The 24,553-nt window shown below is 69.5% G+C and carries 24 protein-coding genes; 5 read left to right on the forward strand and 19 right to left on the reverse strand.

Annotation, left to right across the window (positions count from 1 at the left end; genetic code table 11):
* Window positions 1–9 precede the first annotated feature (9 nt).
* Window positions 10–534: a MarR family winged helix-turn-helix transcriptional regulator gene (locus tag AB4112_RS06775; protein WP_309792727.1), complete on the reverse strand. Its 525-nt coding sequence runs from the start codon at window positions 532–534 to the stop codon at window positions 10–12.
* A gap of 79 nt (window positions 535–613) precedes the next feature.
* Between AB4112_RS06775 and AB4112_RS06780 the strand changes: the two genes are divergently transcribed.
* Entirely contained in the window at window positions 614–1,507 is an 894-nt protein-coding gene (locus AB4112_RS06780; protein ID WP_309792726.1) for a branched-chain amino acid aminotransferase, read from the forward strand.
* A 1-nt stretch (window position 1,508) separates the two neighbouring features.
* Here the strand turns inward: AB4112_RS06780 and AB4112_RS06785 are convergent, their stop codons facing one another.
* From AB4112_RS06785 to dusB, 13 genes are all read right to left on the reverse strand, one after another.
* Complete coding sequence (locus tag AB4112_RS06785) at window positions 1,509–2,921, reverse strand: MFS transporter (RefSeq protein WP_309792725.1); 1,413 nt, start codon at window positions 2,919–2,921, stop codon at window positions 1,509–1,511.
* 109 nt (window positions 2,922–3,030) lie between these two features.
* Window positions 3,031–3,480 (reverse strand): molybdopterin synthase catalytic subunit MoaE, encoded by a 450-nt coding sequence (gene moaE / locus AB4112_RS06790; protein WP_309792723.1) that lies wholly within the window; start codon window positions 3,478–3,480, stop codon window positions 3,031–3,033.
* A 1-nt stretch (window position 3,481) separates the two neighbouring features.
* Window positions 3,482–3,733, reverse strand: coding sequence for a MoaD/ThiS family protein (locus AB4112_RS06795; RefSeq protein ID WP_309792722.1), 252 nt, complete (start codon window positions 3,731–3,733; stop codon window positions 3,482–3,484).
* Window positions 3,730–4,329, reverse strand: coding sequence for a hypothetical protein (locus tag AB4112_RS06800; protein WP_309792720.1), 600 nt, complete (start codon window positions 4,327–4,329; stop codon window positions 3,730–3,732). Before AB4112_RS06800 ends, AB4112_RS06795 begins: the two co-directional genes overlap by 4 nt.
* A gap of 155 nt (window positions 4,330–4,484) precedes the next feature.
* Entirely contained in the window at window positions 4,485–5,756 is a 1,272-nt protein-coding gene (locus tag AB4112_RS06805) for a molybdopterin molybdotransferase MoeA (RefSeq protein WP_441718037.1), read from the reverse strand.
* 3 nt (window positions 5,757–5,759) lie between these two features.
* Window positions 5,760–6,263 (reverse strand): molybdopterin-guanine dinucleotide biosynthesis protein B, encoded by a 504-nt coding sequence (gene mobB, locus AB4112_RS06810; protein WP_309792718.1) that lies wholly within the window; start codon window positions 6,261–6,263, stop codon window positions 5,760–5,762.
* Window positions 6,264–6,275: 12 nt separating this feature from the next.
* Complete coding sequence (gene pgsA / locus AB4112_RS06815) at window positions 6,276–6,896, reverse strand: CDP-diacylglycerol--glycerol-3-phosphate 3-phosphatidyltransferase (RefSeq protein ID WP_309792717.1); 621 nt, start codon at window positions 6,894–6,896, stop codon at window positions 6,276–6,278.
* 48 nt (window positions 6,897–6,944) lie between these two features.
* Window positions 6,945–8,861 carry an excinuclease ABC subunit UvrC gene (gene uvrC, locus AB4112_RS06820; protein ID WP_374710604.1) on the reverse strand — a complete coding sequence of 639 codons (1,917 nt, stop codon included), beginning with the start codon at window positions 8,859–8,861 and terminating at the stop codon, window positions 6,945–6,947.
* Between the two features lie 549 nt (window positions 8,862–9,410).
* Window positions 9,411–11,657, reverse strand: coding sequence for an excinuclease ABC subunit UvrB (gene uvrB, locus AB4112_RS06825; RefSeq protein WP_309792713.1), 2,247 nt, complete (start codon window positions 11,655–11,657; stop codon window positions 9,411–9,413).
* Between the two features lie 93 nt (window positions 11,658–11,750).
* Window positions 11,751–12,152, reverse strand: a complete 402-nt coding sequence (locus AB4112_RS06830) for a hypothetical protein (RefSeq protein ID WP_309792712.1) — start codon at window positions 12,150–12,152, stop codon at window positions 11,751–11,753.
* Window positions 12,153–12,204: 52 nt separating this feature from the next.
* Window positions 12,205–12,660, reverse strand: coding sequence for a MarR family winged helix-turn-helix transcriptional regulator (locus AB4112_RS06835; protein ID WP_309792710.1), 456 nt, complete (start codon window positions 12,658–12,660; stop codon window positions 12,205–12,207).
* Between the two features lie 85 nt (window positions 12,661–12,745).
* Window positions 12,746–13,129: a cupin domain-containing protein gene (locus tag AB4112_RS06840; RefSeq protein WP_309792709.1), complete on the reverse strand. Its 384-nt coding sequence runs from the start codon at window positions 13,127–13,129 to the stop codon at window positions 12,746–12,748.
* Window positions 13,130–13,199: 70 nt separating this feature from the next.
* Entirely contained in the window at window positions 13,200–14,210 is a 1,011-nt protein-coding gene (dusB, locus tag AB4112_RS06845; RefSeq protein WP_309792708.1) for a tRNA dihydrouridine synthase DusB, read from the reverse strand.
* Window positions 14,211–14,341: 131 nt separating this feature from the next.
* Here dusB and AB4112_RS06850 point away from each other — a divergent pair, with 131 nt between their 5' ends.
* Window positions 14,342–14,701: a YciI family protein gene (locus tag AB4112_RS06850; RefSeq protein WP_309792707.1), complete on the forward strand. Its 360-nt coding sequence runs from the start codon at window positions 14,342–14,344 to the stop codon at window positions 14,699–14,701.
* Window positions 14,698–15,960, forward strand: a complete 1,263-nt coding sequence (locus AB4112_RS06855) for an RNA polymerase sigma factor (RefSeq protein WP_441718043.1) — start codon at window positions 14,698–14,700, stop codon at window positions 15,958–15,960. Before AB4112_RS06850 ends, AB4112_RS06855 begins: the two co-directional genes overlap by 4 nt.
* Before the next feature lie 45 nt (window positions 15,961–16,005).
* Here the strand turns inward: AB4112_RS06855 and AB4112_RS06860 are convergent, their stop codons facing one another.
* Together AB4112_RS06860 and AB4112_RS06865 are read right to left on the reverse strand one after the other, a co-directional pair.
* A complete protein-coding gene (locus tag AB4112_RS06860) occupies window positions 16,006–17,034 on the reverse strand; it encodes a BMP family lipoprotein (RefSeq protein WP_309792705.1) in 1,029 nt (342 codons plus the stop codon).
* A gap of 186 nt (window positions 17,035–17,220) precedes the next feature.
* Window positions 17,221–17,994, reverse strand: coding sequence for a LamB/YcsF family protein (locus AB4112_RS06865; protein ID WP_441718047.1), 774 nt, complete (start codon window positions 17,992–17,994; stop codon window positions 17,221–17,223).
* Window positions 17,995–18,144: 150 nt separating this feature from the next.
* On the opposite strand from AB4112_RS06865, the gene AB4112_RS06870 reads away from it, so the two are divergent.
* Window positions 18,145–19,920: a B12-binding domain-containing radical SAM protein gene (locus AB4112_RS06870; RefSeq protein ID WP_441718050.1), complete on the forward strand. Its 1,776-nt coding sequence runs from the start codon at window positions 18,145–18,147 to the stop codon at window positions 19,918–19,920.
* 81 nt (window positions 19,921–20,001) lie between these two features.
* Complete coding sequence (locus AB4112_RS06875; protein WP_309792701.1) at window positions 20,002–20,583, forward strand: biotin transporter BioY; 582 nt, start codon at window positions 20,002–20,004, stop codon at window positions 20,581–20,583.
* 39 nt (window positions 20,584–20,622) lie between these two features.
* Here the strand turns inward: AB4112_RS06875 and AB4112_RS06880 are convergent, their stop codons facing one another.
* Genes AB4112_RS06880 through AB4112_RS06890 form a run of 3 tightly spaced genes read right to left on the reverse strand, consistent with a single transcriptional unit; the run spans window position 20,623 to window position 24,525 of the window.
* The gene (locus AB4112_RS06880) at window positions 20,623–22,284 is read right to left on the reverse strand and encodes an ABC transporter ATP-binding protein (RefSeq protein ID WP_441718053.1); all 1,662 of its coding nucleotides are present in this window, start codon (window positions 22,282–22,284) and stop codon (window positions 20,623–20,625) included.
* Window positions 22,281–23,423 carry an ABC transporter permease gene (locus tag AB4112_RS06885; RefSeq protein WP_374710597.1) on the reverse strand — a complete coding sequence of 381 codons (1,143 nt, stop codon included), beginning with the start codon at window positions 23,421–23,423 and terminating at the stop codon, window positions 22,281–22,283. Before AB4112_RS06885 ends, AB4112_RS06880 begins: the two co-directional genes overlap by 4 nt.
* Entirely contained in the window at window positions 23,416–24,525 is a 1,110-nt protein-coding gene (locus AB4112_RS06890) for a microcin C ABC transporter permease YejB (protein WP_309792698.1), read from the reverse strand. Before AB4112_RS06890 ends, AB4112_RS06885 begins: the two co-directional genes overlap by 8 nt.
* Window positions 24,526–24,553: the final 28 nt, after the last annotated feature.

Below are 24,553 nucleotides of genomic sequence, written 5' to 3' on the forward strand. Positions count from 1 at the left end.
GCCATGGGCCTACCTCCGGCTGGCGACGCGGGGCGCGGGGACCGGCGCTTCCGGCTCCTCCGCCGCGTCGGCCGGCTCGCTCAGGGCGATCAGCCCGTCCAGCACCTTGCGGAAGCCGTCGACCGCATCCGCACCGGCGTTGCGGTAGGCCTGGCCGATCAGCCGGCGCTGGCTCTCGAACAGCTGGCGCTCCAGGTCGGCGCCCTTGCCGGTCAGGGCCAGCAGCCGCTGGCGCCGGTCGCGCTGGCCCTGCCGCTGCTCGACGTAACCGCGCTCGACCAGGTCGTTCAGGACCCGGCCCAGGCTCTGCTTGGTGATGCGCAGAATCGCCAGCAGCGCACTGACCGTGATCTCCGGGTGCCGTCCGATGAAATAAACCGCACGATGGTGGGCCCGGCCGAGACCCAGGGTTGCGAGCAGCGCATCGGGCTCGGCAGTGAAGCCGCGATAGGCGTAGAATAGCAATTCAATGCCTTGGCGGATCTCCTCCTCGCGGAGGAAGAGCGGGTTTACGGGTGATTTTATGTCAGCCATGTTGACTTGATTTGGCCCCGAATGTTACCGCTCGCGGTCCGACAACGACACATAACGACAATCCGGGAAAGGCCCCATCATGTCGACGACTCCCTTCCATGACCGCGACGGCTGGATATGGATGGACGGCAAGCTGGTCGAGTGGCGTAGCGCCAACATCCACGTCCTGACTCACGGGCTACACTACGCCAGTTCTGTATTCGAAGGGGAGCGCGCTTACAACGGCCGCATCTTCAAGGGCACCGAGCATTCCAAGCGGTTGGAGTTCTCGGCCACCACCCTCGGCATGAAGCTGCCCTACAGCACCGCGGAACTCGACGCGGCCAAGCAGCTGACGCTGGAGAAGAACGGGCTGACCGACGCCTATCTGCGCCCGGTGGCGTGGCGCGGGTCGGAGATGATGGGCGTCTCGGCCCAGGCCAACACCATCCATGTCGCCATCGCGGTGTGGGAATGGCCCAGCTACTTCTCGGCCGAAGCCAAGATGAAGGGCATCCGGCTGACGCTGTCGGATTGGCGCCGCCCGTCGCCGGAATCGGCGCCGGTGCACGCCAAGGCGGCCGGGCTGTACATGATCTGCACCCTGGCCAAGCACAAGGCGGAGGCCGAGGGCTACCAGGACGCGCTGATGTACGACTACCGTGGCTACATCGCCGAGGCGACGGGCGCCAACGTGTTCATCGCCATCGACGGCAAGCTGCACACCCCGACCGCTGACTGCTTCCTCAACGGCATCACCCGGCAGACCGCGATCGAGCTGGCGCGCCGCAACGGCATCGAGGTGGTCGAGCGCCACATCAAGCCGGAGGAGCTGGCGAATGCGACCGAGGTGTTCCTGACCGGCACCGCCGCCGAGATCACACCGGTCGGCGAGATCGGGCAGCACCGTTTCGCCCCGGCGCAGATCTGCAAGACCGTGATGGACGCGTATTCCGACGAAGTGCGGAAGGCGCCGAAGGCTGTGGCGGCCTGATCTAAGGAGAAGAGGGGCGGCTGGCCGCGACGGTCAGCCGCCAGGCCGCCCAGGCGCCGAACACGGCCAGGGGCAAGGCGGTGACGAACACCCACAGCGCCGCCGCCCGGGCGGTTTCGACCGTGAGGCCCGCGCCGAAGCCGACCAGGTTGGCGGTGGCGCCGGCGATGGCCGCGCCCACCGCGCCGCCGGTCTGGCGCACCGCGATCAGGGCAGAGCTGCCGATCGCCCTGTCGTCATCGGCCAGGGTGCCGATCAGCCGCCGGTTCAGCAGGCTGGAGGAGAAGCCGAACCCCGCGCCCATCAGCAGCGACGCGGCGACGATCCAAGCCAGCGAGGCGTCGCGCATCACCAGCACCAGCAGCACCGCGCCGGCCAGGATGCAGACGGCGCCGCGCAGCAGCCAGCGCAGTTCCCCGGCGCCGGTGGCGCCGGCGACGACGAAGGCGGCGAGGGTCCAGGACAGCGCCATCCCCGCCACGACATAGCCGGCCCACAGCGGCGACAGGCCGTGCAGCGTCTGCAGGATGGCGGGGCCGTAGACGTTCAGCCCCATCGATGTCGCCATCAGGGCGAAAAGGGCGGCATAGGCGGTGCCGCAGACCGTGCGCAGATTGCCGGCCTGGCGCGGCAGCAGGCGCGTCGCGGCGCGCGCATCGATCCGCATCACCAGCACCAGGATGCCCAGGCCGGCGGCGACCAGCGCCAGGGCGGCGGCCGGGCTCGGGATGACATCCGCCATGGCGATGGCGCCGACGCCGAGCACCAGCCCGCCGATCTGCGGCCAGGGCACGCCCGGCTGGCCGCCGCTGCGGACCGTGCCCTTCAGCAGCCAGGGCGAGGCGGCGGCGAAGACCAGGGCCTGCGCCGTGAACAGCCAGAACACGGCGCGCCAGTCGCCGGCCTGGGCGAACAGGCCGCCGACCAGCGGCCCCAGGATGGTGGCGATGCCCCAGATGCCCGAGGCCACGGCGAACATCCGGGCCAGGTGGCGCTCGGGGAACAGCACGGCGATCGCGACCATCGAGAAGCCGGCCACCCAGCCGCTGCCGATGCCCTGCAGCAGCCGGCCGCCCAGGAACACGCCGATGGTTGGGGCGGCGGCGCTGAGCACGCAGCCGAGCGCGAAGGCCAGGCCGCCGATGGCCGAGGCCCAGCGCAGCCCGAACCGCTCCGCCAGCCGCCCGGCGCTGGCACCGGCCAGGATGGCGCCCATCAGGAAGCCGGCAGTGGCCCAGCTGAAATAGGCGTAGCCGCCGAGGTCGGCGCCGACGCTGGGCATGATGGTGGCGGTGACCAGGGAATCGGCCGCGTTCAGCCAGATGCCGAGGCAGACCATGGCGAATTGCGGCAGCCGTCCTTCGGCGAGCAGATCCGCCCAGCCAGCCGCCGGTTGTGCCGATGCCTGCACCATGCCGCGTTTCCCCCATCGTTGCCGTCGGGGCTACACCGCCGCCGGCACGGTGGGAAGCGCGGAGTCCGCAGGACTGCCGTCAGCAGGACTGCTGTCGGAAGGACGGCCGTCAGCGCCAGCGCGCCGCGGCGTCGTCGTCCTCGGCCTTGGCCTCGACCCAGCGCTCGCCCTCGGGCGTCTCCTCGCGCTTCCAGAACGGGGCCTTGGTCTTCAGCCAGTCCATCAGAAAGGCGCAGGCCTCGAAGGCGGCGCCACGATGGGCCGAGGCGACGCCGCAGAACATGATGCGGTCGCCCGGCAGCAGCCGGCCATGGCGGTGCAGGATGCGCACCTCCTGCAGCGGCCAGCGCGACCGGGCCTCGGCCTCGATCTCCTCCAGCTGGCGCTCGGTCATGCCGGGATAGTGCTCCAGCGTCATCGCCGTGACGGTGGCGCCGCCGGCGATGTCGCGCACCAGTCCGACGAAGCAGGCGACGCCGCCGACATCGGTGCGGCCGGCGGACAGTGCCGCCATCTCCACGCCGGGATCGAAATCGGCCTCCTGGACCAGGACGGTCATCTCAGCCCCCCGTGACCGGTGGGAACAGCCCGATCTCGTCGCTCAGCGCGATCGGGTCGGCCAGCCTGGCGAAGCGCTGGTTGACAGAGACCCGGACCACCGCCGGGTTGGCCAGCGCGTCGGCATAGCCGGGGCCGCGGCCCTTCAGCCAGTCCAGCAGCCCGGCGACGTCGCGCACCGTCTCCGGCGGCGACACCGTCTCTCCGGCCATGCCGATCTTGCTGCGGACCCAGGCGAAATACAGGAGCTTCATGGGGCGGATGACTCTGGACGGGGCATGGCGTCGGGACGGGTGAGCTTGCAGATAACGGCCACACAGGCCGCGAAACCGGTGATGATCCACAGGCTGAGGAAGAGCAGCCTTTCGAACAGATGGGCGTTCGACAGCGCAAGATCAAACTCGTACTGCCCGTCGGCCGCTGACGGGCCAAAGAACGGAAGGAAGGCAAACAGGGCGAGAACCAAAATGATGCCGGCCCAGACGCGCAATCCGGGCCGCTGGGCGCCCGGTGCGCTGCCGACGCGTGCAACCAGCGCCTTCAGGTAGCCGCGCCCGCGCCAGAGATCGGGCAGGGGAAGTAGCAGGCTGGCGTAGGCCAGGAACCATTGCATGGCATAGGCGTGGGCGATGATGGTGGCGCGCGCCGGCAGCCCTTCATCCTGCAGGCCGGTCTCGACCATCGAGACCGCCGGCACGAGTCGCTTCATCAGGCGTGTCAGCGGTGCCAACCAGTCCGCAAGGGCAAGCGCGGAGGGTGGATCCATGCCGCCGATCAGGGCCGTGTAGGCCACCAGCGCCGCGAAGCACGAGAGGGTCAGCAAACCGGCTCGCTTCACCTGCGGTGCCACGGGAATCCGCGGCAGCGGCCGGGGTGCGGGCGAAGGCTCCGGCGGGTGGGGCGGGAGCATTCCGGTCCATGCCGCTGAGTCCACCTCGAGCGGGCGCCCTTCCTGGCTCGGAGTCTCGGGGGACGAGTGCGAGCCCGTGTGCTTGATCATGGACGTTACAGCAGCGTGGCCATCGGGATGAAGGCCACCGCATCGCCCGGTGCCACGCGGGTCAGGTCTTCGCCCAGTTCGACCAGCCCTTCGGCCCCGGCCATCGAGGTCAGGTCGGCCGAGCCCTCGCCGCCGTGGCGGCGGGCGACGAGGGTGCCCGCCGGATCGGTTTCCAGCACCGCCCGGATGAATTCGCGCCGCTCCGGCTTCTTGCTGTGCGTGAAGCCGGCGGCGACGGCGAAGCGGCGCAGCGGCGGGATCTCGGCGCCGGCCAGGCGCAGCAGGATCGGCCGGGCCACCAGCAGGAAGGTGACCATCACCGCGACCGGGTTGCCGGGCAGGCCCAGCAGCGGCACGCCGCCGATCTGGCCCAGCGCCACCGGCCGGCCCGGCTTGATCGCCAGGCGCCAATGGTGCAGCCGGCCGCCGGCCGCCTCCAGCGCCGCCTTGACGTGGTCCTCGTCGCCGTCCGACACGCCGCCGGAGGTGACGATGGCATCGGCCGCGCCTGCCGCCGTGGCCAGCGCCGACTGGATGGCCGCCGCCCGGTCCGGCAGGATGCCGCGGTCGTCGACGCTGCAGCCAAGGCGACGCAGCAGGGCCGCGAGGACGAAGCGGTTGGCGTCGTAGATCTGGCCGTCGGCGGTCGGCATGCCGGGGTCGCGCACCTCGTCGCCGGTGGAGAACAGGGCGACGCGCAGCGGCCGGCGCACGGGCAGGCCGGCACGGCCGAGCGAGGCGGCGAGGCCGATCTCTGCCGGCCCCAGCCGGCAGCCCGCGGTCAGCACCGTGTCGCCGGCACGGATGTCCTCGCCCGCCTGCCTGACATTGGCACCGCGGGGCAGGCGGGGCGGGATGGTCACGGCGTCGCCGGCGACCGCGCAATCCTCCTGCATCACCACCGTGTCCGGCCCGGTGGGCATCGGCGCGCCGGTGAAGATGCGGATCGCCTCGCCGCGGCCGCCGGCGCGGCCGAGCGGATGACCCGCGGCGGTCCGGCCGGTCACCGTCAGCGTCACCGGGGCGTTGGGCCGCAGGTCGTCGAAATGCACCGCATAGCCGTCGACCGCGGCGTTGGCGTGCGGCGGCACCGACCGGCTGGCCACCAGATCCTCGGCCAGGAACCGGCCTTCGGCCGTGGCCAGGGGCACGGTCTCGACGCCGGTGACCACGGCCAGCCGGGCCTGGAACTCGGCCAGGGCCTCCTCGATCGACAGCAGCCGGTCGCCGACGGCGAAGCAGTCGTCGGGCAACGAGGCGTCAGGCAGCCGGCCCATGGCTCAGGCCGCCTTGCGGCGCGCGAAGGCGACGACGAAATCCGCGATCGCCTCGATGTCGTCGATCGCCAGCCGCAGCCGGGCCGGATCGCTGATCGGGCGGTCGCTGGCCACGGCGATGATCGCTGAGTCCTCGGGATAGAGCGGCGGCTTGCCGGTCTCGGCCCGCCACACCTCCAGCTTGGCGTGCGGATCACGCTTGAAGCCCTCGACCAGCACCAGATCGACCGGCTCCAGCTTGGCCAGCAGCATGTCCAGCGACGGCTCCGCCGCGCCGCGATGCTCATGCATCAGGGCCCAGCGCCGGCTGGACGACACCAGCACCTCGGTCGCCCCGGCCTCGCGGTGCCGCCAGCTGTCCTTGCCCGGCTGGTCGACGTCGAATTCGTGATGGGCGTGCTTGATGGTGGAGACGCGCAGCCCGCGCCCGATCAGCACCGGGATCAGCTTCGCCAGAAGCGTGGTCTTGCCGCTGCCGCTCCAGCCGGCGATGCCCAGCACCTGCACGGTCCGCGTCCCTCAGCCGAAGGTGCCCGCGGCCTTTGCCGGCGGGGGGGCACGGGGATCGTCCTCGGTGATGGCCTGGCGCACGCCCTCGCGCAGATAGCTCCAGCCGGTCACCAGGGTCAGCACCGCGGCGATCCAGATCCCGGCGATGCCGATCTCGGTCACCGGCAGCCGGCCGTCGAAGGCGCGGGTCCCGGTCTCGCCGACGATCAGGAAGCCGATCGCCAGCATCTGGATCGCGGTCTTCCACTTCGCCAGCGAGGTCACCGGCAGGCCGCGAGAGTTCATGCCGGCCAGGAACTCGCGCAGGCCCGAGATCAGCACCTCGCGCAGCAGGATGATCACCGCCGGGAGGACCGACCAGCCCTGCAGCCGCCCGAAGGCGGCCAGCATGAACAGCACCGCGGTGACCAGCATCTTGTCGGCGATCGGGTCCAGCAGCCGGCCGATCATCGAGGTCGCGCCCCAGGCGCGCGCCAGCTTGCCGTCGAGATAGTCGGTGATCGCCGCCGCGGCATAGATCACCAGGCAGGTCCAGGAGGCCCAGGCGTCGGGCACGTAGAACAGCGCGATCAGCACGGGAATCGCCGCGATCCGCGAGTAGGTCAGGAGGTTCGGGAGGCTGGTGACCATGGCGACGACACTGACTTCAGGGGCAGGGAAACGCTAGCACATGGCGCCTCAGGCGTCGGGGTGGAAATGTTGGTAGATCAGGCGGGCGACGGTGCCGCTGATGCCTTCGACCGCCTCGAGGTCCTGCAGGCTGGCCCGGCTGACGGCGCGGGCGGACCCGAAATGCAGCAGCAGCGCCTTCTTCCGCCGCGGGCCGATGCCGCCGATCTCGTCGATCGGCGACCGGGCGATGTCGCCGGCGCGGCGGATGCGCTGGCCGCCGATGACGAAGCGGTGGGCCTCGTCGCGCATCCGCTGCAGGAAGTACAGCACCGGGTCCTTCGGCTCCAGGCTGAAGGGCGGCCGGTCGGGCATGAAGAAGCGTTCGCGCCCGGCGTCGCGGTCCGGCCCCTTGGCGATCGACACCAGCGGCACGTCGGTGATGCCGAGCTCGGCGAAGACCTCGCGGACGATGGTCAGCTGGCCCTGCCCGCCGTCGATCAGCACCAGGTCGGGCCAGCCCTCCTGCTCGCGGTCCGGGTCCTCCTTCAGGGCGCGGGCGAAGCGGCGGGTCAGCACCTCGCGCATCATCGCGTAGTCGTCGCCGGGGGTGACCGGGCCCTTGATGTTGAACTTGCGGTACTGCGCCTTGTTGAACCCGTCCGGCCCGGCCACGATCATGGCCCCCAGCGCGTTGGTGCCGCCCAGATGGCTGTTGTCGTAGACCTCGATCCGCCGCGGCGGCGCGTCCAGCCCGAACACCCGGGCCACGCCCTCCAGCAGCACCGCCTGGCTCGAGCTTTCGGCCATGCGCCGGCCCAGCGCCTCGCGCGCGTTGTTCAGCGCATGCTCGATCAGCCGGCGCTTGTCGCCGCGCTTCGGCACCGCGATCTCGACCTTGCGGTCGGCCTTCAGGGTCAGGGCTTCAGACAGCAGTTCGGTCTCCGCCACCTCGTCGCTGAGCAGAACCAAGGGCGGCGGCGGGTGGCTGTCGTAGAACTGGCTCAGGAAGGCAGCCAGGATCTCCGCCCGCTCCGCGGTCTTGTCATGGCTGGGGAAATAGGCGCGGGTGCCGTAGTTGCGGCCGCCGCGGAAGAAATAGACCTGGATGCAGCTGTGGCCGCCCGATTCGTGGATCGCCAGCGCGTCGGCGTCGCCGATGCCCTCGACATTGATGTCCTGGTGCGACTGGACATTGGTCAGGGCGCGGATGCGGTCGCGCCAGCGCGCCGCCTGCTCGAAGTCCAGCTGCTCGCTGGCCGCCATCATCTGCTCGGCGAAGCGGCCCTGCACCGCCTGGCTGCGGCCGCTGAGGAAGTCGACCGCGCTCGCCACCTGCTCGGCGTACTGCGCCTCGGTGACGTAGCCGACGCAAGGGGCGGTGCAGCGCTTGATCTGGTACTGCAGGCACGGCCGGCTGCGGGTGGAGAAGATCGAATCCGTGCAGTTGCGCAGCAGGAAGGCGCGCTGCAGCGCAGTGATGGTGCGGTTGACCGATCCGGCCGAGGCGAAGGGACCGAAGAACTGCCCGCTGGCACCGGTGGCGCCGCGATGCTTGGCGATGCGCGGGAATGCGTGGTCGCCCGAGATCATGATGTGCGGGAAGGTCTTGTCGTCCCGCATCACCACGTTGTAGCGGGGCTTCAGCCGCTTGATCAGGTTGGCTTCGAGCAGCAGCGCCTCGACCTCGGACCGGGTCACCACGAATTCCATGGTGATGGTCTCGGCGATCATGCGCAGCAGACGGGCGGGCTGCTTGCCGGTCTGGGTGTAGGCGAAGACGCGTTTCTTCAGGTTGCGCGCCTTGCCGACATAGAGGGCGTTGCCGGCGTCGTCGAGCATGCGGTAGACGCCCGGCGAACTCGGCAGGGTGCGGAGATGCGCCTGGATCACCGCCACGCCCTCGGCGACGTTGCGCACCCGCGCCTTCGCCCGGCCCGGGGGCTTCGGGTTGTCCGGCGGGGAACTGGGCGGGGCGTCCGTCAGAGTGTCGCTCATCCCCGCAATTTCGGACGGTCCGGCCCCGGCTTCAAGGCACATCGTCGGAGGGCCCATGAGTCGCTGTTCGCCGCGCCATGACGCTTCGATGATATCCACCGAATCTGTGGATAACATTGTGGGGAAGTGCCTGAGAAGGTCCCGTAACCGAGGCGCCGCCTAATTGTCATCATCGTTGCCCAAAAACTAGGCAAAAAATCTAAGCTTCTGAAAATACTGGATAAATTCCAAGTCAAGTTGAAACAGAAGCATCACACGATATGTCCGCGCTAGAAAATTGCCGCCATCTCCGATTCGTATTTCGCCTGTGCACAACTGCCGGTCGCAACGAAGCGGCGACGCCAGGAATGTCAACGCGGTAGCGGCTACCGCAGAGCCGTCCTGGTGCGGCGACCAAGCGCAGGGACGGGGATATCGCCCCCTGGCGCGCCGGGGTGCCAGGGTCAAGCATCATCGCTCCCAGGATTGAGACGATCTGCCCGGCCGCGATGGTGGTTGCGCCGCGCATCTCACCGGCCCGCATGCCTGGGCAGGACATCACGGTCCCTTGCGGCGGCGGCCGCCCTTCTTGGGCCGCTCGGTCGGCTTGGCGATCGACATCGGGATGCCCTCCAGCGCCGCGGCATGGCCGTGCGATCCGACCCGGGCATGGACGATCAGCCCGGCACCGCCCACATGTCTGGGGTCTCCCACCTGCCCCGGGCCGCCCAGTCCCATCTCGGCGGCCTCCAGCCGACGCAGCTCGTCGCGGATCCGCGCCGCCTCCTCGAATTCCAGATTGGCGGCGGCCTCGCGCATCCGCTTCTCCAGGTCGCCGATATGCTCCTTCAGCGACTTGCCGGTCAGGTGCTTGGCGCCGCTGTCGCCGGTCGAGACCGTGACCCGGTCGCCGCGCTCATAGACGCTGTCGAGGATGTCGCCGATCTGCTTCTTGATGCTCTCCGGCGTGATGCCGTTGGCGACGTTGTAGGCCTGCTGCTTCTCGCGCCGGCGATTGGTCTCCTCCAGCGCCGCGGTCATGCTGCCGGTCATGGTGTCGGCATACAGGATGGCGCGGCCCTCGATGTTGCGGGCCGCGCGGCCGATGGTCTGGATCAGCGAGGTGCGGCTGCGGAGGAAGCCTTCCTTGTCGGCGTCGAGGATGGCGACCAGCCCGACCTCGGGCAGGTCCAGCCCCTCGCGCAGCAGGTTGATGCCGACCAGCACGTCGAACACGCCGAGCCGGAGGTCGCGGATGATCTCGATCCGCTCCAGCGTCTCGACGTCGGAATGGAGGTAGCGGACCTTGATGCCGGCCTCGGTCATGTATTCGGTCAGCGCCTCGGCCATCTTCTTGGTCAGGGTGGTGACCAGGATGCGCATGCCGCGGGCGATGACCTCGCGGCATTCGGCCATGACGTCGTCGACCTGGCTCGCGATCGGGCGGACCAGCACGATCGGGTCGATCAGTCCGGTCGGGCGCACCACCTGCTCGGCGAAGACGCCGCCGGTCCGCTCCATCTCCCAGGGGCCGGGTGTGGCCGAGACGAACACGCTCTGCGGCCGCATCGCCTCCCACTCCTCGAACTTCAGCGGGCGGTTGTCGCGGCAGGAGGGCAGGCGGAAGCCGTATTCGGCCAGGATATCCTTGCGCGCCCGGTCGCCGCGGAACATGCCGCCGATCTGCGGCACCATCACATGGCTCTCGTCGACCACCAGCAGGGCGTCTTCGGGCAGGTATTCGAACAGGGTCGGCGGCGGCTCGCCGGGCGCCCGGCCGGTCAGGTAGCGGGAATAGTTCTCGATTCCGGCGCAGGCGCCGGTCGCCTCCATCATCTCGAGGTCGAACTGGGTGCGCTGCTCCAGCCGCTGCGCCTCCAAGAGCCGGCCGGTGGCGTTGTACTCCGCCAACCGCTCCTTCAGCTCCTCGCGGATGCCCTTGATCGCCTGCAGCAACGTCGGCTTGGGCGTGACGTAGTGGCTGTTGGCGTAGATGCGGACCATCTTCAGGGCCGCGAACTTCTCGCCGGTCAGCGGGTCGAACTCGTGGATCGAATCGATCTCATCGCCGAAGAAGGAGATGCGCCAGGCGCGGTCCTCCAGATGGGCCGGGAAGATCTCGACCGTGTCGCCGCGCACCCGGAAGGTGCCGCGGGCGAAGGCGGTGTCGTTGCGGCGGTACTGGATGTCGACCAAATGCTTCAGCAGGGCCTGGCGGTTCAGCCGCTGCCCGGTCTCCAGCGGGATCGTCATCTCGCTGTAGGATTCGACGTCGCCGATGCCGTAGATGCAGGAGACCGAGGCGACGATGATGCAGTCGTGCCGCTCGAGCAGGGCCCGGGTCGCCGCGTGGCGCATCCGATCGATCTGCTCGTTGATCTGGCTTTCCTTCTCGATATAGGTGTCGGTGCGGGCGACGTAGGCTTCCGGCTGGTAGTAGTCGTAGTAGCTGACGAAAAACTCGACCGCGTTCTCCGGGAAGAAGCTTTTGAACTCGCCGTACAGCTGGGCGGCCAGGGTCTTGTTCGGCGCCAGCACCAGGGTCGGGCGCTGCAGCTTCTGGATCACATGCGCCATGGTGAAGGTCTTGCCCGACCCGGTGACGCCGAGCAGCACCTGGTCGCGCTCGCCCTTCTCCAGCCCGGCCATCAGCTCGGCGATCGCCTCGGGCTGGTCGCCCGCCGGCGTGTAGTCCGACACGATCTTGAACGGGGTCGAGCGGTCCTTCTCCGGCAGGGCCGGGCGATGGATCACGACGGGGGAGGACGGGGCGGCGTCGGGGGCGGGGCGGGTGGCCGAGGTCATGGCATCAATATCGGCCCGGCAGGGGCGGAGGGGAAGGGGCAGCGGCGGCGCGGTCGAACATAGCTGACATAAGAACAGAGAGGGAACGAGGGGTCAAGCCGCCGCCGGCCGGCCGGCCCGGGCAACGGCCGCAAGGCCGGCGACCAGGGCCGCCACCATCACGCCGTGATAGACCAGATCGGCCTGCGTCTGCGGGCCGAAGCCGCGGAGAACGGCGAAGAGGCCGACCAGGGTGCCGAGCAGGGCGAAGGCCTGCACGGCGAGCCCGACCACCTGCGCCCGCGCCGGCCGGATCATGCTCAGCGCGAGCCCTGTCAGCAGGGCCGCGGCGATGACGGTCTCGGCGGTCGCCGCCGCCCCATGCGCATAGCCGGCCATGATCCAGCCACGATGCACCAGGGAGGCGAGGGTGAAGGCCAGCGCCTCGATGGCCAGCACCGGGCGCACAAGGCCGATGGCGCGGGAGCGGCCGTCGCTGACACGGAGCGCCGCCATTCAGGCCGCCGTCCGGATCGGCCAGCGCCGCCAGAGCTGGGCAACAGCGTTGTCAGCGGTCATGGGACGGGTCCTCCTCATCGGTTCGGGTGGCATTGGCGGCCAGCCGGGCGAGCACCTCGCGCAGCCGGTCCAGGTCGTCGGCGGCGATGCCGTCGCGCAGCCGGGCGTCATGCGCCTGCGCCGCCTGCCGCAGCTGGTGGAACAGAGCGACGCCTGCTTCGGTCAGGCTGGCCAGCTGGACCCGCCGGTTGTCGGGCAGGCGCTCGCGGCGCACCAGGCCGCGCTGCTCCAACGCATCGAGATGATGGGTCAGGGTCGGGCCCTGCACCCCCACGCGCTCCGCCAGCTCGCCATGGCTCAGCCGGCCGTCGCGCATCAGCGACATCAGGATCAGCCAGGTCGGCAGAGAACCGCCGGCCGCGGTCAGTGCGTCGTCGAAGGCGCGGCTGACCGCCTTGGCGGTGCGGGCGAGCAGGAGCCCGATGGGCGGCTGGGATGGTCTCATGGGCAAACATATAGATATCGAATCATTCGATATCTATATGTTAGCGAATGCCTCGCCGCTGCACCGGATGCTCAGGCTCGGTGCATCAGATCCAGACGTCGTTCTGCGCCGTCCGCTCGCCGCCGGCCTGGCCGGTGTTCAGGGTGCCGCGCGGCTCGATCAGCAGCATCCGGACCTCTTTCTCGGCGAACGGCTTGTGCTCGACGCCCTTGGGCACCACCGCCATCTCGCCCGGGCGCACCGTGATCCATCCGTCCCGGAAGTCGATCCGCAGCTCGCCGTCGAGCACGATGAACGCCTCGTCTGTATCTGGATGGTCGTGCCAGAGGAAGTCGCCCTCGATCCGCACGATCTTGAACTGCATGTCGTTCAGCTCGGCGATGACCTTGGGCTGCCACTGTTCGGAGAAGAGGGAGAGCTTCTCGGTGAAGTTGATGGCGGTGCAGGGCTTGGCGGGATGGGATGGCATCGGGCAACTCCGTGTCTCGGGACCGGAGTTGTGGGCTGCAAGGGGGCCGGCGTCTTGTACCGGCCTGCTGTCAGGCGGCCAGACGGTGTCCCGGATCGGTCCACAGGGCGGTCAGGCCGGCTTCGACCGCGCCCGGCGCATCGGCCTGGCACAGCACTCGGCGGGCCTCACGGCGATCCTCCGCCGTGGCCGGCCAGGGCGCGGCCTCGATATAGGCGGCCAGGTGCTTGCGGAAGATGCGCAGCCCGTGGCCGTCGCCGTAGAAGGCCAGGGTCTCGCGCAGATGCTCCAGCGCGATGGCCAGCCGCTGGTCGCGGTCAGGCTCCCGGAATCCGTCACCGCCGTCGAGGGCAGCCTCGACCGCCGCGGCGATCCAGGGCTTGCCGGTGACGCCGCGGCCGATCATCACCCCGTCGGCGCCGGATCGCGCCAGGGCATCGCCGGCGGTGGCGCCGTCGACGATGTCGCCATTGACGATGACAGGGACCGACACCGCGTCTTTCACGTCGCGCACGGCGGCCCAGTCGGCCACGCCCTTGTAGAACTGGCAGCGGGTGCGGCCATGCACGGTGATGGCGCGGGCGCCGACCGCCTCGACCCGGCGGGCGAAGTCGGGCGCGTTGCGGCTGGCATCGTCCCAGCCCAGGCGCATCTTGACCGTGACCGGCACATCCACGGCGTTGGCGGCGGCCGCCACCAGGCGCTCGGCCAGGTCCGGGTCGCGCATCAGGGCGGAGCCGGACTGCACCCCGGTCACCTCGCGCGCCGGGCAGCCGAAATTGAGGTCGATGATCTCGGCCCCGGCGGCGGCGGCCAGGCGCGCGCCCTCGGCCATGGCGGCGACCTCATGGCCGACCAGCTGCACCACCATCAACGGCAGGCCGTCGCCCACCGCCGCGCGCCGCAGCACATCCGGCCGGCCACGGGCGAATTCGGCGCAGGCCACCATCTCGGTCGCGACATAGGCCGCGCTCAGCCGCGAGGCGGCGCGGCGGAACGGCAGGTCGGACACCCCGGTCATCGGGGCGATCCAGACCCGTCCGGGAACCGCGACGGAACCGATATCGAGCGTCTGTGCCATGGCGTTCTTCTAGGCGCACGGCGCCGCGCCGTAAACCGCGACGGCGAAAAGGCGAGGACCGGATGTCGATTCCGGCCTTCGCCGGACGACCACTCCCGTCCACAATCCAGCGAACCCGAGAGGAGACGGCGATGAAGTATCTCTGCCTGGTCTATATGGAGCAGCGGACCCTGGACGCGATGTCGCCCACGGAGTTCAACGCGCTGATCAGCGAATCCCTGGCCAATGACGAGGAGCTGCGCCGCCGCGGCCACTACGTCGCCGCCCAGGCGCTGCAGCCGACCAGCGCCGCCACCACCCTGCGGATCCGCGGCGGCCGGCTCTCCACCACGGACGGGCCCTTCGCCGAGACCAAGGAGCATCTCTCCGGCTTCATCATGATCGAGGCGCGGGACCTGAACCAGGCGCTGCAGCTCGCGGCCGGCATCCCGATGGTGCGGATGGGCAGCATCGAAGTCCGGCCGGTGCGGGAGTTCTGTGGCGACCGATGACCGTGAATCCCGCCCGGGCGATGCAGCAGACGATCGAGTCCGTCTACCGGACGGACTCGCGCCGGGTGCTGGCCACGCTGATCCGCCTGCTCGGCGACTTCACCCTGGCCGAGGAGGCGATGCACGAGGCCTTCCGCGCCGCAGCGGAGCAATGGCCGCGGACCGGCGTGCCCGCCAGCCCGCGGGCGTGGCTGGTCTCGGCCGGGCGGTTCAAGGCGATCGACGGGCTGCGCCGCCGCGCCCGCTTCGATGCGGCGCTGGCCGCGATGGCCGAACAGCTGGACGGCGAGGCGGCCGAGCCGGAGGAGCGGGAGGAGGGCGAGGTGGAGGACGACCGGCTGCGGCTGATCTTCACCTGCTGCCACCCCGCCTTGTCGCCGGACGCCCAGCTGGCGCTGACGCTGCGTGAGATGTGCGGCCTGACCACCGAGGAGATCGCGCGCGCCTTCCTGACCGCGCCGTCCACCATGGCCCAGCGCATCGTGCGGGCGAAGGCGAAGATCCGCGACGCCGGCATTCCCTACCAGGTGCCGCCGCCGGCCGAGCGGCCGGAGCGGTTGGACAGCGTGCTGCGCGTCATCTACCTCGTGTTCAACGAGGGATATCTGGCGTCATCCGGGCCGGCGCTGACGCGCGCCGACCTGTCGGGTGAGGCGATCCGCCTGGGCCGGTTGCTGGTCGAACTGCTGCCGGCGGAGCCCGAGACGATCGGGCTGCTGGCCCTGATGCTGCTGCAGGAGTCTCGGCGGGCGGCGCGCAGCTCGCCCTCGGGCGACCTGGTGCTGCTGCCGGACCAGGACCGGTCGCTGTGGAACCGGGACCAGATCGCCGAGGGGGCGGCACTGGTGGTGCAGGCGCTGTCCTCCGGCCCGCCCGGGCCCTACGCGCTGCAGGCCGCGATCGCCGCGGTGCATGCCGACGCTCCCGAGGCCGCGGCCACGGATTGGGCCGAGATCGCCGGGCTGTACGACCTGCTGGCGGAGATCGAGCCATCGCCCGTGGTGGCGCTCAACCGCGCCGTGGCGGTGGCGATGCGCGACGGCCCGGCGGCGGGGCTCGTCCTGATCGACGCGATCCTGGCGGAGGGCGACCTCGCCGACTACCACCTGGCCCATGCAGCACGGGCCGATCTGTGCCGTCGGCTGGGGCGGACGGCCGAGGCGCGCATCGCCTACCGGCGCGCGCTCGACCTGGCGCTGCAGGAGCCGGAACGCCGGTTCCTGCAGCGCCGCCTGGATGAACTGCCGGACGAGCCCTGACCTTGCTCTTCCCGGAGAGAGATCACGAGACCGGTCGGCCCGGTGTCAGGGCGAAGTCGGGTCCGGCACCTTGATGGTGCCGTCGGCGATGGCGCGGCGGGCGGTCTCGACCGCGTCCTCCATCGACCGGGTCACCAGCGGCCGGTTGTTCTGGTCGATTGCCCAGCCGACGCCATGTTCGCGCACGCCCAGCGTCATCTCGCCCGGGGTCCAGGTGCCTGCCCGCATATCGTCGAGCGCCCGCAGCACCGCGATGTCGACGCGCTTCAGCATCGAGGTCAGGATCGTGCCGGGCACCACGCCGTTCTGGTTGCTGTCGACGCCGATCGCCAGCTTCTCGGCCGCCCGCGCCGCCTGGAACACGCCGAGATTGGCTTCGCCGGCGACGGCGAAGATCACGTCAGCGCCCCGGTCGATCTCGCCATGCGCGATCTCGGAGGCCCGGGTCTTGTCGTGGAAGGCGGTGGCGTCGGTGCCGATATAGTCGACCAGGGTGGCGATCTCGGGCCGGGTGGCCTTGGCGCCGGCGGCGAAGCCGTCGACGAATTTGTGCATCAGCGGAACGTCGATGGCGCCGACGAAGCCGATGGTGCCGGTCTTCGATGCCAGGGCCGCCAGCACGCCGACGAGATAGGCGCCCTCCTGCTCGCGGAACACGATCGACCGGATGTTCGGCCCCTCCGCGACGCCGTCGACCAGGACGAAGCGCAGCTCGGGATTCGCCGCGGCGGCGGTCGCGACTGGGTCGGCGTAGTAGAAGCCGACGGCGATGATCAGGTTGGCGCCCTGCTGCACCATTCCGGCCACGGCCGGGCCGAACTCCTCGACCTGGTGGATCTCGGCTTCGAGGAAGGGCTCGCTGGTCTCGTTGCGGAAGAATTCGAGCGCGTGGAGGGCGCCCTCGTTGAAGCCGCCATCCCGCTTCTCGCCCAGCGCATAGACGATGCCCGGCTTCACCGGCGCCTCGCCCTCGGCGCTGCGGATCACGCCGTCCGGGTCGGCGGCCGCGGCCACGGAGAGGCCGGCGAGGGCGAGGCTGACGCTGGCGAGTAGGCGGCGTCGATCGAGGATCATTTCCGTCTCCGGACGGGCAGGGGCGGCATCGGGCTTGCCCTCAGGACTGGCAGTCTGCGGTTCCGGAGATGGACGCGTGAACGTTCGGTTACAAGAGCCCTTTCGGCAAGGGTCATGTGCCGGCGCGATGTGGATTCATCTGGAATAATCGAGCCGAATTCTTTGCGCCGCCGGGCGGCGTCTGCCTCACGCCGGCCGGTCCTTGAGCGCGACCAGGCTGATGCCGGCCGCTTCCAGCCGGTCGCGGATGCGGCGGGCGATGCCGACCGCGCCCGGGGTGTCGCCATGGACGCAGACGGTGTCGACCGGCACCGGGATGCGCTTGCCGTCGCGGCTGGTGATCGCCTGCTCCTCGACCATGCGCAGCACCCGCTCGGCCGCCAGGTCGGGGTCGTGGATCACCGATCCGGCGATCCTGCGGGGGGTCAGGGTGGCGTCATCCTCGTAGGTGCGGTCGGCGAAGACCTCGCGCACCACCGGCAGGCCGAGCTCGACCGCCGCGCGCTCCAGCGCGGTGCCGGGAAGCACCATGTAGGCCAGCGCCGGGTCGATCGACCGGATCGCCCGGCCGATGGCCAGCGCCATGGCGTCGTCGACCATCGCCATGTTGCTCAGCGCGCCATGCGCCTTGACGTGGGTGACCCGGTGGCCGACGGCCTTGGCCATGCCTTGGATGGCGCCGATCTGGTAGACCGTCTGGGCCTCGATCTCCTCCGCCGTCTGGCCCTGGATCGCGCGCCGGCCGAAGCCGAAGATGTCCAGGAAGCCGGGATGGGCGCCGACGCCGATGCCCCGGTCGCGGGCCAGCACCAGGGTCCGCCGCATCACCGTCGGGTCGCCGGCATGGAAGCCGCAGGCGACATTGGCCGAGGTGACGATCTCCAGCATCGCCGCGTCGTCGCCCATCTCCCAGGCGCCGAAGCCTTCGCCCATGTCGCAGTTCAGATCGACGCTCGCCATCATATGAATCCCGAAACGGCCATCGCGGTGGTGCCTCTCCCCTATATGAACTTCGGCGGCGGCGGCGGCAATCGGTGGACGCGCCGTCGCCCTCTGGCCTCGGATCGTGGTATTCAGGTCCAGCACGACCCACAAAGGGGGACGCCCGATATGGCGGCTGGGACGAGCGCGAAACGGATTTTCGAACTGATTCTGATCAAGCCGTCGCATTACGACGATGACGGCTATGTCATCCAATGGCTGCGGTCGGCGATTCCGTCGAACACGCTGGCGGTGCTGTACGGCCTCGCCCGCGACTGCGCCGAGCGCCACATCCTCGGCCCCGATGTCGAGATCGCGATCACCGCGATCGACGAGACCAACACCCGGGTCCGGCCCCAGGCCATCATCCGCCGCATCCGGCGCGCCGGGGCCGGGATGGTGGCGCTGGTCGGGGTCCAGTCGAACCAGTTTCCCCGGGCCGTCGACATCGCCCGGCCGCTGCGGGATGCGGGTCTCCAGGTCGGCATCGGCGGCTTCCACGTCTCCGGCACCATCGCCATGCTGCCCGGGCTGCAGCCGGAGGTGGCGGCCGCCCAGGCGATGGGCATCTCGCTGTTCGCCGGTGAGGCCGAGGGGCGGCTCGATGCGGTGCTGATCGACGCCTTCGCCGGTCGGCTGCAGCCGCTCTACAACTTCATGGACGACCTGCCGAACATCGAAGGCGTGCCGATGCCGGTGCTGCCGATCGCGCGGGTGCGTCGCACCGCGGGCCAGCATGCCAGCTTCGACGCCGGTCGCGGCTGCCCGTTCCAATGCTCCTTCTGCACCATCATCAACGTGCAGGGCCGCAAGTCGCGCCGCCGGTCGCCCGACGATGTCGAACAGATCATCCGCGAGAATGTGCGGAACGGCATCAGCCGTTTCTTCATCACCGACGACAACTTCGCCCGCAACAAGGATTGGGAGCCGATCTTCGACCGGCTGATCGAGCTGCGGGAGCGGGAGAAGCTGTCGTTCCGCATGATCATCCAGGTCGACACCATGTGCCATCGCATCCCGCACTTCATCGAGAAGGCGGGGCGGGCCGGGGTGACGCGGGTGTTCATCGGGCTGGAGAACATCAACCCGGACAGCCTGGTCGGCGCCAAGAAGCGGCAGAACAAGATCACCGAATACCGCAAGATGCTGCTGGCCTGGAAGTCGATCGGGGCGATGACCTATGCCGGCTACATCCTTGGCTTCCCGACCGACACGGCGGAGACCATCGTCCGCGACATCGGCATCATCCAGCGTGAGCTGCCGGTCGACCTGCTGGAATTCTTCTTCCTGACGCCGCTGCCGGGGTCGGAGGACCACAAGAACCTGTTCCAGTCCGGCATCGCCATGGATGCCGACATGAACCGCTACGATCTGAACCACACCACCACCGGCCATCCGCTGATGCCGCGGGCGGAGTGGGAACGGGTCTACCAGCTGGCCTGGGACACCTACTACTCGCCGGCGCATATGGAGACGGTGATGCGCCGGGCGGCGGCGACCGGCATCAGCGTCGGCAAGATCCTATTCCTGCTGCTGTGGTTCTACAGCTGCATCTCGGTCGAGAAGCTGCATCCGCTGGAAGGCGGCTATCTCCGCCGCAAGGCACGCACCGACCGCCGCCCCGGCCTGCCGCGCGAGGCGGCTATCCCGTTCTATCTCGGCTATGCCGGCGAGACCGTGGCCAAGCACTGGGCGCTGCTGCGGCTGTGGTGGCGCTTCAACCGGATCCGGCGGCAGATCAAGGCCGACCCGAACCGCAAGGCCTATCACGACCTGGCTTTGACGCCGGTGACCGAGGATGAGCTCGACACGCTGGAGATGTTCTCGGTGACCCAGGGCGCCAAGGCGGCGGCTGCCCGGGCGCACACGAGGCCGGCGCCGCAGCCGCAGGACGCGCTGGTCTGACCCCGAACGGGGCCGGATGGTGCACCCGGCCCCGTTCGGCTATGCCGCTGTCTCGTCATGATGAGTCTGCGGAGTCTTCCGATGTCCTCCCGTGAAACCCTGCCGGCCTCGGCGCTGGTTCCGTTCCGGCTCCACGGGGCGTCGCTGGCGACCAAGGCCGTGCTGGTCGCCGTCGGCACGCTGGTGCTGACCGCGTCGTCCTGGATCGAGATCCCGATGATCCCGGTGCCGATGAACATGCAGACCTTCGCGGTGCTGCTGGTCGGCACCCTGTGCGGTTGGCGCCTGGGCGCCGCCACCGTCCTTGCCTGGCTGGCCGAAGCGGCGATCGGCCTGCCGGTGCTGTCGGGCGGCGCCGGCGGCGCGGTGCATTTCGTCGGCCCGACCGCCGGCTATCTCTTCGCCTTTCCGATCGCGGCCGGCCTCATCGGCTGGCTGTCCGAACGCGGCTGGACCAGCGACGTCCTGCGGTCGACCGCCACGCTGCTGTTCGGCCATGCGCTGATCCTGGCCCTGGGCGCGACCTGGCTGACGGCGCTGTTCGGCTCCGACGTGGCGTTGGACTCCGGCGTTACGCCGTTCCTGTTCGGCACGGCCCTGAAGACCGCGCTGGGCGTCGCCACCCTCGCCGCCATCCACCGCCGCGCGGGGCGGCAGGGCTGATCCATCCCAGGCTGGGTTCGCTCTCGCGAACCCAGCGGTTCAGTTCGCCACTTCGGGCGTGTCCGCCGCCTTGAGCTCGAGGGCGGCCTTCAGCAGCGCCTGCGTGTAGGGGTGCTGCGGCGCGTCGAAGATCTGCTGCGCCGGCCCGTGCTCGACCACCTTGCCGGCCTTCATCACGATCACCTCGTCCGACAGGGCGCGGACCACCTTCAGGTCGTGGCTGATGAACAGATAGGCCAGGCGGTGCTTCTCCTGCAGCCCGCGCAGCAGGTCGACGATCTGGGCCTGGACCGACATGTCCAGCGCCGAGGTCGGCTCGTCCAGCACCACGAATTTCGGCTTCAGCACCATGGCCCGGGCGATGGCCACGCGCTGGCGCTGGCCGCCGGAGAACTCATGGGGGTAGCGGTGCCGGCTGGCCGGGTCGAGACCGACCTCCTCCAGCGCCGAGACGATCATCCGTTCGCGCTCCGCGGCCGACCCGCCGATATGATGGACCTGCAGCCCCTCCTCGATGATCTCGGCCACCGACATGCGGGGGCTGAGCGAGCCGTAGGGATCCTGGAACACGATCTGCATCTCGCGCCGCAGCGGGCGCATGTCGCGGAACTGCAGGCCCTGCAGCTCCTTGTCGCCGTAGCGGATCGACCCCTTGCTCGAGATCAGGCGCAGCAAGGCGAGGCCCAGCGTGGTCTTGCCCGACCCGCTTTCGCCGACCACGCCGACGGTGTGGCCCTCGCGCACGGTGACGTCGATGCCGTCGACCGCCTTCACATGGTCGACCACCCGGCGCATCACCCCCGCCTTGATTGGGAACCAGACCTTGATCTCGCTGGCCGTGACCACCGTGCGGGCGTCGGCCGGGGGCGGCGCCGGGTTGCCCTTGGGCTCCGACGCCAGCAGCCGCTGGGTGTAGGGGTGCTGCGGCGCCCGGAACACCGCCTCGGTCTCGCCCTGCTCGACGATCTCGCCCTTGTTCATGACGCAGACCCGGTCCGCCATCTTGCGGACCACGCCGAGGTCGTGGGTGATCAGCAGCAGCGCCATGCCGAAGCGGGCCTGCAGGCTCTTCATCAGCTCCAGGATCTGGGCCTGGATGGTGACGTCCAGCGCCGTGGTCGGCTCGTCGGCGATCAGGATGTCGGGCTCGTTGGCCAGCGCCATCGCGATCATCACCCGCTGCCTTTGCCCGCCCGACAGCTCATGCGGATAGGCGTTCAGCCGCTGCTCCGGGTTGGGCAGCCCGACCAGCGACAGCAGCTCCAGCACCCGGGCACGGGCCTGGGCCTTGCCCATGCCCTTGTGGATCGACAGCACCTCGCCGACCTGCTTCTCGATGGTGTGCAGCGGGTTCAAGGAGGTCATCGGCTCCTGGAACACCATGGCGATGCGGTTGCCGCGGACGGTCCGCAGCACCTTCTCCGGAGCGCCCAGCAGCTCCTGCCCGCGATAGCGGATGCTGCCGCGCGGATGGCGGGCACTGGGATAGGGCAGCAGCTGCAGCACCGACAGGGCGGTGACCGACTTGCCGGATCCGCTCTCGCCGACCAGGGCCAGGGTCTCGCCGCGGTCGAGATGCAGGGACACGCCACGGACCGCCGGCACCGCGCCGCCGGGCACCTGGAACTCCACCGCCAGGTCGCTGATCTCCAGCAGCCTTTCGCCGGATACAGGGGCGCCGGACGTGATGGCGTCGGTCATGGCGTCTGGGCCTTGCTGTCGAGGGGCGGCGGGGCGGCCGCCGGGGCCGGGGCGGAGGGGGCCATCGCCTTGCGTGGGTCGAAAGCGTCGCGCATCGCCTCGCCGATGAAGACGAGGAGGCTGAGCAGGATGGCGAGCGAGAAGAAGGCGGTGAAGCCCAGCCACGGCGCCTGCAGGTTGGCCTTGCCCTGGCTGACCAGCTCGCCCAGGGAGGGCGACCCGGGCGGCAGACCGAGGCCGAGGAAGTCCAGGCCCGTCAGCAGGCTGATGCCGCCGGTCAGGTTGAAGGGCAGGAAGGTGATGGTCGCCACCACCGCGTTGGGCAGCACGTGCTTCCACATGATCACCCGGTCCGGCTGGCCCAGCGCCCGGGCGGCGCGGACATAGTCGAGGTTGCGGGCGCGCAGGAACTCGGCCCGCACCACGCTGACCAGGCTCATCCACTCGAACAGCAGGAAGATGATCAGCAGGGTCCAGAATCCGGGCACGAAGATCGAGGACATGATGATCAGCAGGTACAGCTGCGGCATGCCCGACCAGATCTCGATCACCCGCTGGAAGATCAGGTCGGTCCAGCCGGCGAAATAGCCCTGCACGGCGCCGGCGAAGATGCCGATGATCGAGGCGAAGAATGTCAGGGTCAGGCCGAACAGGATCGAGATGCGCAGGCCGTAGATCAGCCGGGCCAGCACGTCGCGGCCCTGGTCGTCGGTGCCCAGCCAGTTCACGGCCGAGGGCGGGGAGGGGGCGGGCTGGCCGAGATCGTAGTTGATGGTGCGGTACGAGAACGGGATCAGCGGCCACACCGCCCAACCCTTGGCGCTGATCAGGTCGCGGACATAGGGGTCGCGATAGTCGGCCTCGGTCTCGAACTCGCCGCCGAACGCCGTCTCGGGATAGGTGGCGAAGATCGGGGCGAAGTAGTGACCCTCATATTTCACCAGCAGCGGCCGGTCGTTGGCCAGGAACTCCGCGAACAGGGTCACCAGGAACAGCGCCAGGAACAGGTATAGCGCGATCAGCCCGCGGCGGTTGGCGCGGAAATTGGCGACGCGGCGGGCGGTGATCGGCCGCACCCGGATACCCAGCACCCGGGGATGCGCGAAATCCTTTTCGTGGGACAACGCGGCCTCAGACATTCCTGGCCTCGAAGTCGATCCGCGGGTCGATCATCGTGTAGGTTACGTCCTGCACCAGCTTCATCACCAGGCCGAGCAGGGTGAAGACGTAGAGCGTGGCGAAGACCACGGGATAGTCGCGCTGGATCGCGGCCTCGTAGCCGAGGTAGCCGAGGCCGTCGAGCGAGAAGATCACCTCGATGAACAGGGCGCCGGTGAAGAGCACGCCGATGAAGGCGCTGGGGAAGCCGGCGATCACGATCAGCATGGCGTTGCGGAACACATGGCCGTACAGCACCCGGCCCTCGGTCAGCCCCTTGGCCCGGGCGGTCAGCACGTACATCTTGCCGATCTCGTCGAGGAAGGAGTTCTTGGTCAGCATGGTCAGGGTGGCGAAGCCGCCGATGACCATGGCGGTAATCGGCAGCACCATATGCCAGAGGTAGTCGAGCACCAGCTGCCACCAGGACAGGCTGGCCCAGCCGTCGGACACCAGGCCGCGCAGCGGGAACCAGGCGAAGTAGCGGCCGCCGGCAAACATCACGATCAGCAGCATGGCGAACAGGAAGCTGGGGATGGCGTAGCCGATGACGACCACGCCGGAGGTCCAGATGTCGAAGCGCGACCCGTCGCGCACTGCCTTGCGGATGCCCAGCGGGATCGAGATCAGATAGGTCAGCAGCGTGGTCCACACTCCCAACGAGATCGACACCGGCAGCTTGGAGACGACGAGGTCGACCACTCGCGCGCTCTTGAAGTAGCTGCGGCCGAAATCGAAGGTCAGGTAGTCGCGCATCATCATGGTGAAGCGTTCGAGCGGCGGCTTGTCGAAGCCGAACTGCTTCTCGATCTCGGCGATAAACTTCGGGTCCAGCCCCTGGGCGCCGCGGTATTTGCTGGCCGCGGCGCCGCCGCCCAGCTGCGAACTATCGGGCGCGCGGTTGAAGTCGCTGCCGCCGCCGCTGATGCGGCTGGTGGCATCGGTGGCGGTGCCCTGGATCTGGGCGATCATCTGCTCGACCGGGCCGCCCGGCGCGAACTGAACGATGACGAAGTTGACGACCATGATCCCGAACAGGGTCGGGATGATCAGCAGCAGGCGCCGGATGATGTAGGCCAGCATGGTCAGCCTTCTGCCCGGAACTGGGCAA

It is taken from the genome of Inquilinus sp. 2KB_23 (assembly GCF_052115705.1).
GTDB lineage: Bacteria > Pseudomonadota > Alphaproteobacteria > DSM-16000 > Inquilinaceae > Inquilinus > Inquilinus ginsengisoli_A.

Coding starts and splice junctions, on each gene's coding strand:
- AB4112_RS06875 (WP_309792701.1), top strand. CDS start 20,002: ATGTCCTCCCGTGAAACCCTGCCGGCCTCGGCGCTGGTTCCGTTCCGG.
- AB4112_RS06785 (WP_309792725.1), bottom strand. CDS start 2,921: ATGGTGCAGGCATCGGCACAACCGGCGGCTGGCTGGGCGGATCTGCTC.
- AB4112_RS06890 (WP_309792698.1), bottom strand. CDS start 24,525: ATGCTGGCCTACATCATCCGGCGCCTGCTGCTGATCATCCCGACCCTG.
- AB4112_RS06835 (WP_309792710.1), bottom strand. CDS start 12,660: ATGAGACCATCCCAGCCGCCCATCGGGCTCCTGCTCGCCCGCACCGCC.
- AB4112_RS06795 (WP_309792722.1), bottom strand. CDS start 3,733: ATGAAGCTCCTGTATTTCGCCTGGGTCCGCAGCAAGATCGGCATGGCC.
- AB4112_RS06805 (WP_441718037.1), bottom strand. CDS start 5,756: ATGGGCCGGCTGCCTGACGCCTCGTTGCCCGACGACTGCTTCGCCGTC.
- AB4112_RS06885 (WP_374710597.1), bottom strand. CDS start 23,423: ATGTCTGAGGCCGCGTTGTCCCACGAAAAGGATTTCGCGCATCCCCGG.
- pgsA (WP_309792717.1), bottom strand. CDS start 6,896: ATGGTCACCAGCCTCCCGAACCTCCTGACCTACTCGCGGATCGCGGCG.
- moaE (WP_309792723.1), bottom strand. CDS start 3,480: ATGACCGTCCTGGTCCAGGAGGCCGATTTCGATCCCGGCGTGGAGATG.
- uvrB (WP_309792713.1), bottom strand. CDS start 11,657: ATGACCTCGGCCACCCGCCCCGCCCCCGACGCCGCCCCGTCCTCCCCC.
- AB4112_RS06775 (WP_309792727.1), bottom strand. CDS start 534: ATGGCTGACATAAAATCACCCGTAAACCCGCTCTTCCTCCGCGAGGAG.
- AB4112_RS06860 (WP_309792705.1), bottom strand. CDS start 17,034: ATGATCCTCGATCGACGCCGCCTACTCGCCAGCGTCAGCCTCGCCCTC.
- dusB (WP_309792708.1), bottom strand. CDS start 14,210: ATGGCACAGACGCTCGATATCGGTTCCGTCGCGGTTCCCGGACGGGTC.
- AB4112_RS06780 (WP_309792726.1), top strand. CDS start 614: ATGTCGACGACTCCCTTCCATGACCGCGACGGCTGGATATGGATGGAC.
- AB4112_RS06865 (WP_441718047.1), bottom strand. CDS start 17,994: ATGGCGAGCGTCGATCTGAACTGCGACATGGGCGAAGGCTTCGGCGCC.
- AB4112_RS06830 (WP_309792712.1), bottom strand. CDS start 12,152: ATGGCGGCGCTCCGTGTCAGCGACGGCCGCTCCCGCGCCATCGGCCTT.
- AB4112_RS06870 (WP_441718050.1), top strand. CDS start 18,145: ATGGCGGCTGGGACGAGCGCGAAACGGATTTTCGAACTGATTCTGATC.
- AB4112_RS06840 (WP_309792709.1), bottom strand. CDS start 13,129: ATGCCATCCCATCCCGCCAAGCCCTGCACCGCCATCAACTTCACCGAG.
- AB4112_RS06850 (WP_309792707.1), top strand. CDS start 14,342: ATGAAGTATCTCTGCCTGGTCTATATGGAGCAGCGGACCCTGGACGCG.
- AB4112_RS06880 (WP_441718053.1), bottom strand. CDS start 22,284: ATGACCGACGCCATCACGTCCGGCGCCCCTGTATCCGGCGAAAGGCTG.
- AB4112_RS06855 (WP_441718043.1), top strand. CDS start 14,698: ATGACCGTGAATCCCGCCCGGGCGATGCAGCAGACGATCGAGTCCGTC.